Genomic DNA, 15357 nt, shown 5'->3' with positions numbered 1-15357 from the left:
TATTTATAAACCTTAATTATCCATAAAAGAGCCTGAATCGTTTTTCCTAATCATTTTTAAAATCAAAAGAAATCCCGCAACCGCATTAAAAGTCATTCCTACAATCAAAAAAAGGCTATTAAAGGAATAATCAAGAACTTTAAGAACAACGCCTAAAGACACAAAAACGGTTCCTATCAAAAATAAAATTAAAATTTTAGTGTTTTTCATAGCAATATCATTGTTTTGCAAAAGTAGTTAATTCAGTTAAAAATAGTTGGCAATTGAAACTTTGTTTATTTATTTTTTTTGGTTTTGTATAAAAAAAGCATCATTTACTAATTGCTTATTGCTATATTTGCAAACCAAACAGTTTACTTTACTATGAGTCAAAGGGTATTGCTTACATCAAAAGAAGTCAATATAATATTGCATCGTTTGGCCTGTCAGTTAATCGAAAAGCACCATGATTTTTCAGAAACTGTTTTCATCGGAATTCAACCCAGAGGCACCTTTTTAGCCAACCGTCTTAAAAAAATAGTAGAGCAAGAGTATCAAATTAAGAATATAGCTTTAGGTTATCTAGACATTACCTTTTTTAGAGATGATTTTCGAAAGTCGATAAAACCATTAGAAGCCAGCGAAACTAAAATTAATTTTATTGTCGAAAATAAAAAGGTGGTTTTTATAGACGATGTACTGTATACGGGTAGAAGTATTCGTGCAGCCCTAACGGCAATACAGTCTTTTGGAAGACCTTCTGCAATTGAACTTTTAACCCTAATTGACCGCCGTTTTAGTCGTGATCTACCCATTCAGCCTGATTATAGGGGGCGGCAAGTAGATGCTATAAATAACGAAAAAGTAAAAGTATGTTGGCAAGAAAATGATGGTGAGGATATGGTTTTACTGATAAATAATAATTAATTTAATAAAATGAGTGAACTTAGTGTAAATCATTTATTAGGAATAAAATACATCAACAATGACGATGTTACCCTTATTTTTGAAACAGCAGATCATTTTAAAGAAGTTATAAATCGTTCCATTAAAAAAGTACCCTCGCTTAGAGACATTACAATTGCCAATATTTTTTTCGAAAACAGTACCCGAACAAAACTATCATTCGAGTTGGCTCAAAAACGTTTGTCTGCAGATGTTATTAGTTTTTCAGCCGCACAATCATCAGTAAAAAAAGGAGAAACACTAATTGATACCGTAAATAATATCCTATCGATGAAAGTAGATATGGTAGTCATGCGACATTCAAATCCTGGTGCTGCTTATTTTTTATCTAAAAACGTTAAGGCTAGTATTATTAACGCTGGCGATGGTGCTCATGAACATCCTACGCAAGGACTATTAGATAGTTATACTATTCGTGAAAAATTAGGCGAGGTCGCAGGGAAAAAAGTAGTTATTGTAGGCGATATTTTACACTCCAGAGTAGCCCTTTCTAACATATATGCGCTTCAAATGCAAGGAGCAGAAGTAAAAGTTTGTGGCCCTAATACGCTAATTCCTAAACACATTGAATCGCTAGGAGTTAAAGTAGAATCAAATTTGCGAAAAGCTTTAGAATGGTGTGATGTAGCAAATATGTTGCGAGTGCAAAACGAACGCATGGATGTTAATTATTTTCCTTCAACAAGGGAATATGCTAAACAATACGGAGTGGACAAATCGTTATTAGATTCGCTAAATAAAGAAATTGTAATCATGCATCCCGGACCTATAAACAGAGGGGTAGAAATAACCAGTGATGTAGCCGATTCGCAACAATCGGTAATCCTAAATCAAGTCGAAAATGGAGTGGCTATTCGAATGGCCGTGATTTATTTATTGGCTTCAAAAATTCAATAATAAATTTGTATTTAAAGTTTGTAAACCTGAATAAACTTTGTAAATTAGCATAACAATACTATAGCTGTCATGAAAGTAATTCAAAAAGGACATTCAGTTACTATAAAAGATACTCAAAATGATTTGGTTGTTTTTTTAATGAAAGTAACTCATGAATACAAGTCTTTTGAAAAACACAATATAATTATAGATATTAGTTTGTATAAAGACCTAACGGTAAAACAAATTATAAGCTTTTCATCGCTTTCGAGAACTCACAAAAGAAGCAAAAAATCATTTGTAATTGTTGCCCAAAATATCGATTTTAATACCATTCCAGATTCATTAACTGTAGTTCCTACGCTGTTAGAAGCTCATGACATTATTGAAATGGAAGAAATAGAACGCGATTTAGGATTTTAGATAATTTACAATAATTATCCATTTCAATTAAAATGAATCTAACCATACTTGGCTGTTACGCAGCAACACCTAGAACGATTACCAATCCAACTTCACAGGTTTTAGAAATTAAAAACAGATTGTTTCTTATAGATTGTGGCGAAGGTACTCAAGTACAGTTGCGAAAAAATAAAATAAAGTTTTCTAAAATCAATCATATTTTTATTTCCCATTTGCATGGTGATCATTTTTATGGATTAGTAGGCCTGATTTCGACTTTTACGTTGCTTAATAGAAACAATGACTTGCATATTTATGGTCCAAAAGGGATTAAAGAAGTAATAACTTTACAATTGCGTTTATCTAATTCTTGGACCAATTACAATTTGTTTTTTCATGTACTTGAATCTAAAACTAGCGAAATAGTGTATGAAGATGAAAAAGTAATTGTAACAACCATTCCCCTAAAACATCGTATTTATACAAATGGATTTCTTTTTCGGGAAAAAATAGGAGATAGACCGTTAAACATAGAAGCTGTCAAAAGTTTTAATATAGACCAATGTTTTTATCAAAACATCAAAAACGGAAAAGACATTACTTTAGATGATGCCCGAATTATAGATAATAGCTTACTTACTTTTGATCCTGTTCCTCCTAAATCATATGCTTTTTGTTCGGACACAGTTTATGACGAATCAATAATTTCAATCATCAAAGATATTGATGTCTTATATCATGAATCAACTTTTTTGCAACAAGAAGAAGTTTTAGCCGAAAAAACAATGCATTCAACAGCAAAACAGGCTGCTACGATTGCTTTAAAAGCTAATGTTAAAAACTTAGTTCTAGGACATTATTCAACTCGATACGAAAGTATAACACTTTTTAAAGAAGAAGCGATGACAATTTTTTCAGAAGTACTTCTTGCAGATGATAATACTTGCTTTGAATTTTAAATTCTAATATTCTGGATTATCGTCACTTCGAGTTTTTCAAAACTGTAAATTTCAGAAGGTATCAAGATAGTTACTACAAAAATAGTATACAATTGTTGTTACAAATAATTGTACTAACTGACTAAAACAGTAATTTTGTAATTCAATATCAAAACAATACAATGAATCAAGATTTAGGAAACTATAGAAAATCATACGAGAAGAGCGAACTCATTGAAAGTGAGATTCCAGAAGATCCAATAAATCTATTTCATAAATGGTTTTATGAGGTGCAAGATTTTGGAGGAGTAGACGAGGTAAATGCCATGACAGTTTCAACAATTGGTTTAGACGGATTTCCTAGAGCTCGTGTAGTATTATTAAAGAAATTTAATGAAGAAGGCTTTGTTTTTTATACCAATTACGATTCCCAAAAAGGGAAATCAATAGTAGAAAATCCCAATATTTGCCTTTCTTTTTTTTGGAGCTCTTTAGAACGACAAGTAATTATAAAAGGAATAGCCGAGAAAACATCTCAAGATATTTCAAATAATTATTTTGAATCACGACCAGACGGAAGTAAATTGGGTGCAACAGTATCTCCTCAAAGCGAAGTTATACCCAATAGAGATTATCTAGAAAATAAATTAAAAGATTTAGAGATTCAGTTTCAAGGAAAAGAAATACCTAGACCTGATAATTGGGGAGGCTTTTTAGTCCGCCCTGTAGAAGTAGAGTTTTGGCAAGGAAGACCCAATCGCTTGCACGATAGAATTCGATATACCTATCAAGAAGATTATACTTGGTCAATAAAACGATTGGCTCCATAGTAAGTATTTAATTTTGTTTTTTTATAGGAGTTAGTTCTTTTTGTTAGAGCTAACTTTTTTTTCATTTCAATTTAATAATTATGTAAGAAAAATATATATTAAAATATCAAATATATGTATTTAATCGATTTTTTTTGGCACTTAAACGTTAATTCTTGTAATATTGACTCAAGAAATAAAACAAAAACGTTCATACTATTATTAAACGATAAGAATTTTGCCCCACAATCTACTTAAAGTCTAATAATAACAATTAAAGAAGTTTGCCCCACAATCTACTTTAAACTTAAAACCTACTTATTATGAAAAGAATTTTACTAAGAGCAATGTTGCCGTTGGCATTTGTGTTCACTTTGATTTCCTGTTCTCCTGACTCAGCAGAAGATACTACAGCACCACAAGCTGAATTAGTTCAAAACTATGACTACCAACCTAATGAGTTAGAGTTAGCTGATTTAATTAATGAGTACAGAGTAAGTAAAGGTTTAAGTGTGCTTAAAATAGTAAATCATATTTCATATAAATCAGAAGAACATAACGAATACATGATTGAAAAAAATGTAGTAAATCATGATTTGTTTTCAGAACGTTCACAAAACATCATACAAGTTTTAGGAGCAGTAAAAGTAAATGAAAATATCGCATACAATTTTTCAACTCCAAATTCAGCTTTGAACGCTTGGTTAAAGAGTTCAGGCCACAAGGCAAATATAGAAGGCAGTTTTACTCACTTTGGTGTATCAATTACAGTAAATCCTACAAATGGTAATAAATATTATACCAATATCTTTATAAAAAAATAAGTTTAGTTTAATTATGTTTTGTTTTTGACAATGAAACCACTCCTAGCGAGTGGTTTTCTATTTATAATTAGGTATATAATTTTTTTATAATTTTTATCGGTACAATTTATAAAATATGACAATATTCTATTTGACTATATATAGTAGAATATAGATCAATATACAGTATTTATTTTGTAAATTGTAGCCATTAATTCTAATGGTAATCCTAAATTTATTATATGAAAAATCTAATACTAATACGACACGCTAAATCGAGTTGGGATTCTCCGATAAAAGATATTGATAGACCTTTAGAAATTAGAGGAATTAAAGATGCGCATTTAGTTGCAACAAATTGCAAACCTTTTTTGCCAAGAACTTACATAATGCATAGTAGCATAGCAAAAAGAGCTTCAGAAACTGCTATTATATTTGCTCAAAACATAACGTATCCAATTGAAAATATTTTATTTAATGATGAGTTATATACTTTTGATGAAAATAAATTAGAGCGAATCATAAAATCACTTAATAATAGTTATGATAATGTTATTCTTTTTGGGCATAATGAGGCAATTACAAATTTTGTTAATAAATTTGGAGATATTTTTATAGAAAATGTTTCAACTTCAGGATTTGTTGCATTACAATTTAATTCAGAGCATTGGCAGTCTATAGGAAAAGGTAAGACCATGAAAATAATATTTCCCAAAGATTTAAAATAAGAAATGATTAATAATAATAGATACATTGATAGAGAGAAAAGTTGGCTTGCATTTAACGCTAGAGTTTTACAAGAAGCAGGAGACGAAACAGTACCTTTATTAGATAGACTTCGTTTTTTAGGAATTTTCTCCAATAATTTAGATGAGTTTTTTAGAGTTCGTTTTGCCGCAATTAGAAGATTAAGTTTATCGGGCGATACCGGAGAAAAGGTTTTAGGAGGAATTAGTGCTAAACAATTACTGAAAGACATTACTGATATAGTTATAAAACAACAATCAGAAAGTCTTAAAATATTAAGTGCCATAGATAAAAAGCTCCAGGATGAAAACATCTTTATGATCAATGAAGATGAAATTTCAGAGGATCAAGAGGCTTTTATTAAAGACTTTTTTATTCAAAAAGTAAGCCCAGCACTAGTAACCATTATCTTAAATGATCTGGATGAGTTCCCTGTATTAAAAGATACCGTAGGCTATCTCGCAGTGAAATTAGTAATGAATGCCCCAAAATCATCAAAATCTTTCTTAAATCTTGGTAATAAAAAAACTGAAATAAGATATGCTGTTATCGAGATTCCTAAAACCATAAATCGATTTTTGGTTTTACCATCTAAAGACGATAAAACATGTATCATACTTTTAGATGATGTTATTCGTCATAATTTAAGTAATATCTTTAATATTTTTGATTACAAAAGCGTTTCTGCACACATGATTAAAATTACTCGAGATGCTCAATTAGAAATTGATAGTGATTTGAGTAAAAGTATGCTCGAAAAAATTGCAACTAGTGTAAAAGACAGAAGAATTGGTGAGCCTGTTCGATTTATTTATGATCAAAAGATAGGAAAAGATACGCTTCATTTTTTTCTTTCAAAAATGCATATTCATGCAACAGATAGTGTAATTCCAGGTGGGAGATATCACAATAGAAGAGATTATATGGATTTCCCAAATTTGGGACGGTTTGATTTATTGTACAAAACCAATGAACCTTTACCCGTTTGCGATTTAGGATTAGAAGGCAGTATTTTAGAAAAAATTAGTCAAAAAGATTATTTGATAAATGCTCCATATCAATCGTTCTCTTATTTAATTAAATTTTTAAGAGAAGCTGCCTTAGATCCAAAAGTAACAACTATTAAAATTACCTTATACCGTTTAGCAAAAAACTCTCAAATCATTAGTTCTCTTATAAATGCTGCTAAAAACGGAAAAAAAGTTACAGTACAAATCGAGTTACAAGCCCGATTTGATGAAGCCAGCAATATATATTATGCCGAACAAATGCAAACAGAAGGCATCAATCTTATTTTTGGAATAAAAGGACTAAAAGTACATAGCAAAATATGTGTGATTGAACGAATTGAGTTTGGAAAATTAAAACGATACGGACTTGTTTCTACAGGAAACTTTAACGAATCAACAGCTAAAGTTTATACTGATGTAACGCTTTTTACTTGTCATCAGCAAATTTTAAAAGATATTGATAAGATTTTTGATTTCTTTGATGTTAATTTTAGAATGCATCGGTACAAACATTTAATTGTTTCTCCTCACTACACAAGAGGGCGATTTTATAAACTTATTGATCGAGAGATTAATAATTTTAAGGTTGGTAATGAGGCATATATAAAATTAAAAATGAATAGTTTGTCAGACATAGCAATGATTGATAAACTCTATGAAGCCAGCAGAGTTGGAGTAAAAATTCAGTTACAAATAAGAGGAATTTGTTCCTTAATACCAGGTGTAAAAGGAATGAGCGAAAACATTGAAGCCATTAGTATTGTCGATAATTATTTAGAGCATACTAGAGTTTACATTTTCGCTAATAATGGCAATCCTGACGTATTTATTTCTTCAGCTGATTTCATGACTAGAAACCTTGATGGTCGAGTAGAGGTAACTTGTCCTATTTATGACGAAAGTATAAAAAAAGAGTTAATTGACACCTTTGATATTGGTTGGAAAGGAAATGTAAAAGCACGTTATCATTCTGAAAAATTAGACAATAAATATAGGGTTCGTGGTCAAAATCCTGTTTTTAGAGCACAATTAGAAACCTACAATTATTATAAAAACAGAACGCAAGCTTTATCAGAAGCTAATAAAAAAGCGCAATAAATAACAACCAATAATCCCCAAATGATCACAATAAAAAAATATGCTGCTATAGATATAGGTTCAAACGCCATGCGATTATTAGTAGCTAATATAGTTGAAGAAAAAGGAAAAGAAACTCATTTCAGCAAAAGTGCACTCGTAAGACTTCCTATCCGATTAGGTCAAGATGCCTTTACAATTGGGGATATTTCTGAAGAAAATATTGATAGAATGGTAGATGCCATGTCAGCCTACAAATTATTAATGAAAGTGCATAAAGTAGAACGCTACGTAGCTTTAGCTACTTCGGCCATGCGTGAAGCTACTAATGGTAATGAAGTTATAGCTATTATTAAGGAAAAAGCAGGTATTGATATTCAAATTATTGACGGTAAAACGGAAGCCGCCATAATAGCGTCAACCGATTTGCATTATCTTTTAAAAACTGAAAAAACATACCTTTATGTAGATGTAGGTGGTGGCAGTACAGAGTTTTCATTATTTTCTGATAGTAAGATGATTGCATCCAAATCATTTAAAATTGGAACCGTTAGGCTTTTAAATCAAATGGTAAACGATTTAGTTTGGCAAGAAATAGAAAAATGGATTAAAACCTACACCAATGAATTTGAAAATGTAACTTTAATTGGTTCAGGGGGAAACATTAATAAATTATTTAAAATGTCAGGAAAACAGCAAGACAAAGCACTTTCCTTTTCCTATGTTAGCAAACGCTATATGTTTTTAAATTCACTTACTTACGAACAACGAGTTTATGAATTAGGCTTAAACACTGATAGAGCCGATGTAATTGTTTTGGCTACAAAAATTTACCTTAATGCCATGAAATGGAGTGGAGCCAAACAAATGTTTGTTCCAAAAATAGGATTATCTGATGGAATCATTAAGGCAATGTATGCAGGTAAGATATAGTAATAAAATTTAAAAATCCAAATCAAAAGTCTTTCTTAACAATTCTAAATTCGGATTAATTTCCTTGAGTCGGTTGTATTTATCCTGAGGAGTAAAAGCAAATTTATTTTCGACACTTTCATTCACAATTACAGTTATACTGATATCATGATTGTGTAAATGGCCTTTCAGGTGGCCTAGTAGTCCGTTTATTTCTGACTCAAATTCAATTTTTGAACCTTCGTTTGGTAACTCTAGGGTTATGGCTGTTCCGTTTAAAACAGGATCATTTATTAACAATAGTGATTCCATGATACGAAAACCTTTATCGCCTAATTTTTGTGCATATTTATTCCAATGCAATAGCATATCGGTTTCGGTAAACGGTTCAGTAGGTAAATGAACGGTTTCTTTAGTTATCGACTTGGTATTTTCTAATAACTCTCTTTTGGCACGAATACTTGCTAATGATAAGGCAGAAACTTTGGTTTCTTCCGAAAAAGTATTTAAATTTTGGTTGTCAGGAACCCACTTTTTAATTTCATCAGAAGAAAAACTTTTTTTGAGGTGGGTTTCCGACGAAGGTGTAACAGTATTTGAAGCAATAGCAGTATTTGGTTCAGCAACTACATTAACCGTATTTTGTATACTTGCAATTATAGGAATATCGAGTATTTCAGGCGATTCTACAGCCATTTCTAAAACGCGACCATAGAAATGTTTAGCAGGAATTATATATCCGTCAACTTTTTTTTTTCTCCATCAAAAGTGATAGAGGCCAGTTGCATCAAACAAAGTTCTACCAGCAAGCGTTGGTTTTGAGAAACTTTGTATTTTAAATCGCAATCATTAGCAATTTCAATTCCTTTTAGCAGAAAATCTTGTGATGCTTTTTGCGATTGTAATCCGTATAATTTTTGAGCTTGTTCACCAACTTCTAATAAAGATAGGGTAGAAGGTGTTTTACTGACCAGTAAATCTCTAAAATGCGATGCTAATCCTGATACGAAATGGTGTCCGTCAAAACCTTTAGAAAGGATATCATTATATGCCATTAGCAAATCTGGAATTTTATTTTCTAAAATTAAATCAGTTACATTGATATAGGTTTCGTAATCTAGAACATTCAAGTTTTCGGTTACGGCTTGTCGGGTAAGATTGATCCCACAATAGGAAACCACTCTATCAAAAATAGACAAAGCATCACGCATAGCACCGTCTGCTTTTTGGGCAATGATATGTAAGGCATCGTCTTCATAGGTAATTCCTTGATTTTGTGCCACATCAGCAAGATGTTCTTTAGCATCTTTTACTGTGATTCTTTTAAAATCAAATATCTGACAACGAGAAAGTATCGTTGGAATAATTTTGTGTTTTTCGGTCGTAGCCAATATAAATATGGCATGTTTTGGTGGTTCTTCTAATGTTTTCAGAAAAGCATTAAAAGCTGCCGAAGACAACATATGCACCTCATCAATTATATAAACCTTGAATTGACCTGTTTGTGGTGGAATTCGAACTTGATCAATTAAATTCCTAATATCATCTACCGAATTATTAGAAGCGGCATCCAACTCGAATACATTAAAAGCAAAATCTTCATTCGGGTCGTCATAACCGGGTTGGTTAATTTTACGAGCTAAGATTCTGGCACAAGTTGTTTTTCCAACGCCACGAGGTCCTGTAAACAATAGGGCAGAAGCCAAGTGATTGGTTTCTATGGCATTCAACAATGTATTGGTAATAGCTTGCTGACCCACAACATCTTTAAATGTTTGCGGACGATATTTACGAGCCGATACTACGAATTGTTCCATTGTTTTGTATTGGATAGCAAATATAGATTTTATAAAATCAAATTAAAAATTAAAAATTAAAAAAATAAAAGCAATGGCAATGACAATAGCAATTAAATGGCATCTTCAATAAATAACATTTAAAATCTATGCTCTATTCTCTATATTCCAAAATCTCCATTATAAAATCCTAAATCTAAAATCAACAATCCTAAATCTAAAATCCCTACTTTTGCCACGCAGACCGCCTTATCGTCTCTATTAATTAGGGAAGGAAAGTCCGGACACCACAGAGAAGCATAGCGGGTAACTCCCGTCATTCTGTCCCGAAGCTTCGGGATAGGAGAGGACAAGTGCAACAGAAAGTATGTACAGGTAATGCTGTAGTGAAAACAGGTAAACTCTATGCGGTGAAATTTCAAGTATATCGACATTTAAGGGTTCTCGCCCGTTGTCGAAGGGTAGAAAGATGGAGTACGTGAGTAATTGCGTGCCTAGATAAATGATAAGGCTACGTTTAGGCGTAGACAGAATCCGGCTTATAGGTCTGCTTTTTTATTAAAACCGCAGATTCGCAGATTTAAATTAATCTAAATCTGCGAATCTGCGGTTATTTTCTTAATCTAGTAAACTACTTGAATACTATTCTTCTTCAGAATCCGAAACTAAATCTTCATCATCAATCTCGACTCCATTTTCTTTTCCAATTTCAAAGAAACTAAAAATAGAACCGCCGTAACTTTTCTTAAAAGAAAAATGAATGATATGATCAAGTTTAGTATATTTAGAATGTTCTATAATCATCATGCCGTCTTCTTGCAATAAATTTTGTTCAAAAATAGACAACACTATTTTATCGAACGTTTTTTGGTCTAAAGCATAAGGAGGATCGGCAAAAATAATAGTATAGGAAGCTTTGCATTTTTCGATAAACTTAAAAATATCACTTTTTATGGCTGCGATATTAAAATCGAACTCTGTTGCGGTTTCTTTAATAAATTTTACACAACCAAAATCAGCATCTACACTGGTAATGTTGCTACTGCCTCGTGAAGCAAATTCATAACTGATGTTTCCCGTTCCTGAGAATAAATCCAATACTTTCAAACCTTCGAAATTGAAATGATTGTTCAAAACATTAAACAATGCTTCTTTACTCATATCAGTTGTTGGGCGAACAGGAAGGTTTTTTGGTGGAGAAATACGTCTTCCTTTGAATTTCCCAGATATGATTCTCACGATTGAAAAAGAGTAAAATGTTTTAAATTATCGGCTTTAGAAAAGGAATTTTTTTTCTGTAAGTCGCATATATCAAACAAGGATACGTTTCGAATGTATTTATAGGCTATTTTATAAAATGCATCTTCTTCAGCAATTGCACCAAGAAATTCTAATGGGAAACTCTCTGGATTCATATTTAATTGTTCAGCAGTAAAAAGCAAGTAATATATTAGATCTTCAGGTTTTTTATAATCAAATGAATTGAAAAGCAATAGATGCTGATTCTGAACGATAATAATTTCAAAATGTCCAGTTCCCATGTGAACAAACATTTTCTTGGCATCGACATTTTTAGAAAGTTCTAAAAGTTTAGAAACTAAGATGGTGTTGCTATGCTTGTAAGTAAAAAAACCAAATTCGTCTACAAAAAAATTGTTGATATTCACATACGGAATGTAAACAGTATTCATTTGATAAGTTGCAATTTCATCAAAAGCAAAAAAATCAGTTTCAAAAACTTTGGTGTTGTATTGCAAATAACTGCCGAGAAACTGATCGTCAAAAAGAGCCACAGGAACAAATGTAGAAAGGTTGTTGTCGTGTAAAACGGTAATTTCATCATAGGTTTCTCCTAGTTCTGGATTTTCAGTTCTAGCTTTTGCAAATAAATTTTCAATTGTAGCCGTTTTATCAGAGGTGTCAAAAACAATATCTTTAAAAGATAAAACAGTATTATTCAACGTATCAAAACAACAAAAAGAAAATCCAGTCAAGGAAACCTGAATAGAAAGCTTTCTGTATTTTTTTTCGGTAATGTTGGCGTTATTTACTAGCATAAACTTTTTTTGACTTTAAAATCAGAAAGTAGCAAACTTACGATTTTTTTGTAATTGCTATTGAAATTTACATTGCTATTTTTTTGTACTTTGCGGTAAATTAAATCCCAAATGAGTTCCAGCCATTTTTATAGTATATTAACCAGAAATTTTCCTTTTCAGCCTACGTACAAACAGGATATTTTCTTTCAACAAATAGCAGAATTCATTACCAATACAGATAATAACGTGATTTTCGTGCTGAAAGGCTATGCAGGAACAGGAAAAACAACCGTAATTTCTACCATTGTCAATAATTTAGCCGAAATTAATAAGAAATATGTGCTGTTGGCACCAACGGGTCGCGCAGCCAAAGTAATTGCTAATTATTCGCACAAACCCGCTTTTACGATTCACAAAAAAATATATTTTCCCAAGAAAAATTCGGGTGGTGGGGTGAGTTTTACACTTCAACAAAACAAGCATAAAAACACCTTTTTTATTGTTGATGAAGCTTCTATGATTTCGGACACTAATTCTGAAAGCAAATTATATGAAAATGGTTCTTTGCTTGATGATTTGATTTCCTATATTTATTCGGGAACCAATTGCAAGATTATTTTACTGGGCGATACCGCTCAATTGCCACCAGTCAATTTAGACATTTCCCCAGCCTTAAATATTGATACTCTTGGAATGAATTATGACAAAGAAGTCAAACACATCGAATTGGATGAAGTCATGCGTCAGGAAGAAAATTCAGGAATTTTATTCAACGCCACGGAATTGCGGGAACTATTAAAAGAACATTTTGTAGATGCCTTTCAGTTTGATTTAAAAGGATTTAAAGACATTGTTCGCTTAACCGATGGGTATGATATTCAGGATGCGATTAATTCGGCGTACAATAAGTATAGCATAGAAGATACGGCTTTTATTGTGCGATCTAATAAAAGAGCGAATCAATACAATCAGCAAATTCGGACCAAAATTTTAGATAAGGAAAGCGAACTTTCTACGGGCGATTATTTGATGGTCGTAAAAAATAATTACTTTTGGCTTAAAGATTCAGATGAAGCGGGTTTTATTGCCAATGGTGATATTGTTGAGGTTTTAGAAATTTTCAATTTCAAAGAGTTGTACGGATTTAAGTTTGCCAATGTAAAAATCCGAATGGTAGATTATTCCAACCAAAAACCTTTTGAAACAGTTCTGTTATTAGATACGATTACCAGCGAATCACCCTCGTTGACGTTCGAGGAATCGAATCGATTGTACGAAGAAGTGATGAAGGATTACGAAAACGAAAGTACCAAATACAAGAAGTTTCAGAAAGTAAAAGAAAACGAATATTTCAATGGTTTGCAGGTTAAGTTTTCCTACGCCATTACTTGTCATAAATCGCAAGGTGGACAGTGGAATACGGTTTTTATAGAGCAGCCGTATTTGCCTGACGGAATCAACAGAGATTATATTCGCTGGTTGTATACGGCAATCACCAGAGCCAAAGATAAATTGTATTTGATAGGATTTAAGGATGAGAATTTTGTAGAGAAATAATTAATACTCAAAATGAAAATAATAGCAGTAATCCCCGCACGATATGCATCCACACGATTTCCAGCTAAATTAATGCAGGATTTGGGCGGGAAAACAGTCATTCTACGAACCTACGAAGCCGCAATAAAAACAAAGTTATTCGATGATGTTTTTGTTGTTACGGATTCCGATTTAATTTATAATGAAATCAGTTCAAATGGGGGAAAGGCCATTATGAGCATTAAAGAACATGAATCGGGAAGTGATCGTATTGCTGAAGCTGTGGAACATTTGGATGTGGATATAGTTATCAATGTGCAAGGAGACGAGCCTTTTATTGATGCAGAACCTTTAGCAAAAGTAATTGAGGTTTTTAGAAATGATGTAGCAAAACAAGTCGATTTAGCTTCTTTAATGCGAGAAATTAAAGACGAAACCGAAATCAGTAATCCGAATAACGTAAAAGTAGTTGTTGACCAAAATGGTTTTGCTTTGTATTTTTCACGTTCTGTAATTCCGTTTCCCAGAGAAAAGAATGTTGGAGTTCGGTATTTTCAACACATTGGGATTTATGCTTTCCGTAAACAAGCTTTATTGGATTTTTATAGCTTACCTATGAAATCATTAGAAGCTTCAGAAAAATTAGAACAATTACGCTATTTAGAATATGGCAAACGTATTAAATTAGTCGAAACTACTCATGTAGGAATTGGCATAGACACTTTTGAAGACTTAGAACGCGCTAGAAAGTTATTTTAATTTTTTGAAGAATACCCTTTTTACTGTTAAATAGATTAATAGTTTTGATGGTTTAGTATTTAGTAAGAATCGTTTTGTGATTTTTTTCTGTATTTATTTATGATAGATTTTGCGAAAATTAATACACAAAAAAAGCACCTTTTAAATAAAGTGCTTTTAAAAATAAAAAAAGGTTAGAATTATTCTTTTTTATCTTTTACTTTGCTTTCTAATCTTGGACGGTCAGAGGCAGACATATCTCTTATACAAACATATTTTCCCTCTCTTTTTTCAAAAACTGCAATAAAATTCCCTGTATACAAAGGTGTACTTACAAAATCAGAAACCCTGTAGTGACCAATTTCTACCACTTGAATTCCGTCATTTGAAGGGTGTACTTCATTAACTACAAAGGCAATTTTATATCCATTTGGAAAATTGGCTAAATCTTCTTTAATTGATTTTCGAATAGCTAATCTTCCTTCAATTGGAGGTTTGTTTTGAGAAAAACTAATCGCATTTTCGGCATAATATTCTTCGCTGTTTAAGTTACTATCATTAAATAATTCGGCCATTTTATTTTCGATGGCTTGAATCTCAATTTTTATTTGCTCTTTGTCAACTTTTACTTCTTCTGTTTTTGGTTTACAGCTTACAACTAAAGTTGAAATCGTTAAGATAACTAAACGGTTTAAAAACTTTTTTTCATATATTGGTGGATTAAATAGG

The 15357-nt window shown here is 31.8% G+C and carries 17 protein-coding genes and 1 other RNA gene; 12 read left to right on the top strand and 6 right to left on the bottom strand.

Annotated features, from left to right (window positions below; genetic code table 11):
- Positions 1 to 12 precede the first annotated feature (12 nt).
- The gene (locus ACFQ0S_RS08560) at positions 13 to 210 is read right to left on the bottom strand and encodes a hypothetical protein (protein ID WP_379756184.1); all 198 of its coding nucleotides are present in this window, start codon (positions 208 to 210) and stop codon (positions 13 to 15) included.
- 153 nt (positions 211 to 363) lie between these two features.
- Between ACFQ0S_RS08560 and pyrR the strand changes: the two genes are divergently transcribed.
- From pyrR to ACFQ0S_RS08515, 9 genes are all read left to right on the top strand, one after another.
- Positions 364 to 906 carry a bifunctional pyr operon transcriptional regulator/uracil phosphoribosyltransferase PyrR gene (gene pyrR / locus ACFQ0S_RS08555; protein WP_379756187.1) on the top strand — a complete coding sequence of 181 codons (543 nt, stop codon included), beginning with the start codon at positions 364 to 366 and terminating at the stop codon, positions 904 to 906.
- A 9-nt stretch (positions 907 to 915) separates the two neighbouring features.
- Positions 916 to 1842, top strand: coding sequence for an aspartate carbamoyltransferase catalytic subunit (locus ACFQ0S_RS08550; RefSeq protein ID WP_379756190.1), 927 nt, complete (start codon positions 916 to 918; stop codon positions 1840 to 1842).
- Between the two features lie 69 nt (positions 1843 to 1911).
- Positions 1912 to 2244, top strand: coding sequence for a ribonuclease Z (locus tag ACFQ0S_RS08545; protein ID WP_379756193.1), 333 nt, complete (start codon positions 1912 to 1914; stop codon positions 2242 to 2244).
- 32 nt (positions 2245 to 2276) lie between these two features.
- Positions 2277 to 3182, top strand: a complete 906-nt coding sequence (locus tag ACFQ0S_RS08540; RefSeq protein WP_379756196.1) for a ribonuclease Z — start codon at positions 2277 to 2279, stop codon at positions 3180 to 3182.
- A gap of 161 nt (positions 3183 to 3343) precedes the next feature.
- A complete protein-coding gene (gene pdxH / locus ACFQ0S_RS08535) occupies positions 3344 to 3991 on the top strand; it encodes a pyridoxamine 5'-phosphate oxidase (RefSeq protein WP_379756199.1) in 648 nt (215 codons plus the stop codon).
- Between the two features lie 302 nt (positions 3992 to 4293).
- Entirely contained in the window at positions 4294 to 4794 is a 501-nt protein-coding gene (locus tag ACFQ0S_RS08530; RefSeq protein ID WP_379756202.1) for a CAP domain-containing protein, read from the top strand.
- A 221-nt stretch (positions 4795 to 5015) separates the two neighbouring features.
- A complete protein-coding gene (locus ACFQ0S_RS08525) occupies positions 5016 to 5501 on the top strand; it encodes a SixA phosphatase family protein (protein WP_379756205.1) in 486 nt (161 codons plus the stop codon).
- 3 nt (positions 5502 to 5504) lie between these two features.
- Entirely contained in the window at positions 5505 to 7628 is a 2124-nt protein-coding gene (ppk1, locus tag ACFQ0S_RS08520; RefSeq protein WP_379756208.1) for a polyphosphate kinase 1, read from the top strand.
- A 21-nt stretch (positions 7629 to 7649) separates the two neighbouring features.
- Positions 7650 to 8540 carry a Ppx/GppA phosphatase family protein gene (locus ACFQ0S_RS08515; RefSeq protein WP_379756212.1) on the top strand — a complete coding sequence of 297 codons (891 nt, stop codon included), beginning with the start codon at positions 7650 to 7652 and terminating at the stop codon, positions 8538 to 8540.
- A gap of 9 nt (positions 8541 to 8549) precedes the next feature.
- Here ACFQ0S_RS08515 and ACFQ0S_RS08510 read toward each other — a convergent pair whose 3' ends face one another.
- Positions 8550 to 9215, bottom strand: coding sequence for a DNA polymerase III subunit gamma/tau (locus ACFQ0S_RS08510; protein ID WP_379756215.1), 666 nt, complete (start codon positions 9213 to 9215; stop codon positions 8550 to 8552).
- 35 nt (positions 9216 to 9250) lie between these two features.
- Positions 9251 to 10336 carry a DNA polymerase III subunit gamma/tau gene (gene dnaX / locus ACFQ0S_RS08505; RefSeq protein WP_379756218.1) on the bottom strand — a complete coding sequence of 362 codons (1086 nt, stop codon included), beginning with the start codon at positions 10334 to 10336 and terminating at the stop codon, positions 9251 to 9253.
- A 215-nt stretch (positions 10337 to 10551) separates the two neighbouring features.
- Between dnaX and rnpB the strand changes: the two genes are divergently transcribed.
- Positions 10552 to 10873, top strand: an RNA gene (rnpB, locus tag ACFQ0S_RS08500) — RNase P RNA component class A.
- A gap of 84 nt (positions 10874 to 10957) precedes the next feature.
- Here rnpB and ACFQ0S_RS08495 read toward each other — a convergent pair.
- Together ACFQ0S_RS08495 and ACFQ0S_RS08490 are read right to left on the bottom strand one after the other, a co-directional pair.
- Positions 10958 to 11554 (bottom strand): RsmD family RNA methyltransferase, encoded by a 597-nt coding sequence (locus ACFQ0S_RS08495; protein WP_379756221.1) that lies wholly within the window; start codon positions 11552 to 11554, stop codon positions 10958 to 10960.
- Positions 11551 to 12372, bottom strand: a complete 822-nt coding sequence (locus tag ACFQ0S_RS08490; RefSeq protein ID WP_379756224.1) for a DUF3822 family protein — start codon at positions 12370 to 12372, stop codon at positions 11551 to 11553. Before ACFQ0S_RS08490 ends, ACFQ0S_RS08495 begins: the two co-directional genes overlap by 4 nt.
- A 111-nt stretch (positions 12373 to 12483) precedes the next feature.
- On the opposite strand from ACFQ0S_RS08490, the gene ACFQ0S_RS08485 reads away from it, so the two are divergent.
- Both ACFQ0S_RS08485 and kdsB read left to right on the top strand, forming a co-directional pair.
- Positions 12484 to 13911 carry an ATP-dependent DNA helicase gene (locus tag ACFQ0S_RS08485; RefSeq protein ID WP_379756227.1) on the top strand — a complete coding sequence of 476 codons (1428 nt, stop codon included), beginning with the start codon at positions 12484 to 12486 and terminating at the stop codon, positions 13909 to 13911.
- A gap of 12 nt (positions 13912 to 13923) precedes the next feature.
- A complete protein-coding gene (gene kdsB / locus ACFQ0S_RS08480; protein WP_379756230.1) occupies positions 13924 to 14649 on the top strand; it encodes a 3-deoxy-manno-octulosonate cytidylyltransferase in 726 nt (241 codons plus the stop codon).
- A gap of 179 nt (positions 14650 to 14828) precedes the next feature.
- On the opposite strand, the gene ACFQ0S_RS08475 is transcribed toward kdsB, so the two are convergent.
- Positions 14829 to 15203, bottom strand: a complete 375-nt coding sequence (locus tag ACFQ0S_RS08475) for a YybH family protein (protein ID WP_379756233.1) — start codon at positions 15201 to 15203, stop codon at positions 14829 to 14831.
- Between the last annotated feature and the right edge of the window lie 154 nt (positions 15204 to 15357).

This window comes from Flavobacterium myungsuense (genome assembly GCF_042677265.1).
Taxonomy (GTDB): domain Bacteria; phylum Bacteroidota; class Bacteroidia; order Flavobacteriales; family Flavobacteriaceae; genus Flavobacterium; species Flavobacterium myungsuense.
Note: the sequence above shows the minus strand (reverse complement) of the source record. Positions and strands in the feature narration are given on the sequence as shown.

Coding starts and splice junctions, on each gene's coding strand:
- ACFQ0S_RS08560 (WP_379756184.1), bottom strand. CDS start 210: ATGAAAAACACTAAAATTTTAATTTTATTTTTGATAGGAACCGTTTTT.
- pyrR (WP_379756187.1), top strand. CDS start 364: ATGAGTCAAAGGGTATTGCTTACATCAAAAGAAGTCAATATAATATTG.
- ACFQ0S_RS08550 (WP_379756190.1), top strand. CDS start 916: ATGAGTGAACTTAGTGTAAATCATTTATTAGGAATAAAATACATCAAC.
- ACFQ0S_RS08545 (WP_379756193.1), top strand. CDS start 1,912: ATGAAAGTAATTCAAAAAGGACATTCAGTTACTATAAAAGATACTCAA.
- ACFQ0S_RS08540 (WP_379756196.1), top strand. CDS start 2,277: ATGAATCTAACCATACTTGGCTGTTACGCAGCAACACCTAGAACGATT.
- pdxH (WP_379756199.1), top strand. CDS start 3,344: ATGAATCAAGATTTAGGAAACTATAGAAAATCATACGAGAAGAGCGAA.
- ACFQ0S_RS08530 (WP_379756202.1), top strand. CDS start 4,294: ATGAAAAGAATTTTACTAAGAGCAATGTTGCCGTTGGCATTTGTGTTC.
- ACFQ0S_RS08525 (WP_379756205.1), top strand. CDS start 5,016: ATGAAAAATCTAATACTAATACGACACGCTAAATCGAGTTGGGATTCT.
- ppk1 (WP_379756208.1), top strand. CDS start 5,505: ATGATTAATAATAATAGATACATTGATAGAGAGAAAAGTTGGCTTGCA.
- ACFQ0S_RS08515 (WP_379756212.1), top strand. CDS start 7,650: ATGATCACAATAAAAAAATATGCTGCTATAGATATAGGTTCAAACGCC.
- ACFQ0S_RS08510 (WP_379756215.1), bottom strand. CDS start 9,215: ATGGCTGTAGAATCGCCTGAAATACTCGATATTCCTATAATTGCAAGT.
- dnaX (WP_379756218.1), bottom strand. CDS start 10,336: ATGGAACAATTCGTAGTATCGGCTCGTAAATATCGTCCGCAAACATTT.
- ACFQ0S_RS08490 (WP_379756224.1), bottom strand. CDS start 12,372: ATGCTAGTAAATAACGCCAACATTACCGAAAAAAAATACAGAAAGCTT.
- ACFQ0S_RS08485 (WP_379756227.1), top strand. CDS start 12,484: ATGAGTTCCAGCCATTTTTATAGTATATTAACCAGAAATTTTCCTTTT.
- kdsB (WP_379756230.1), top strand. CDS start 13,924: ATGAAAATAATAGCAGTAATCCCCGCACGATATGCATCCACACGATTT.
- ACFQ0S_RS08475 (WP_379756233.1), bottom strand. CDS start 15,203: ATGGCCGAATTATTTAATGATAGTAACTTAAACAGCGAAGAATATTAT.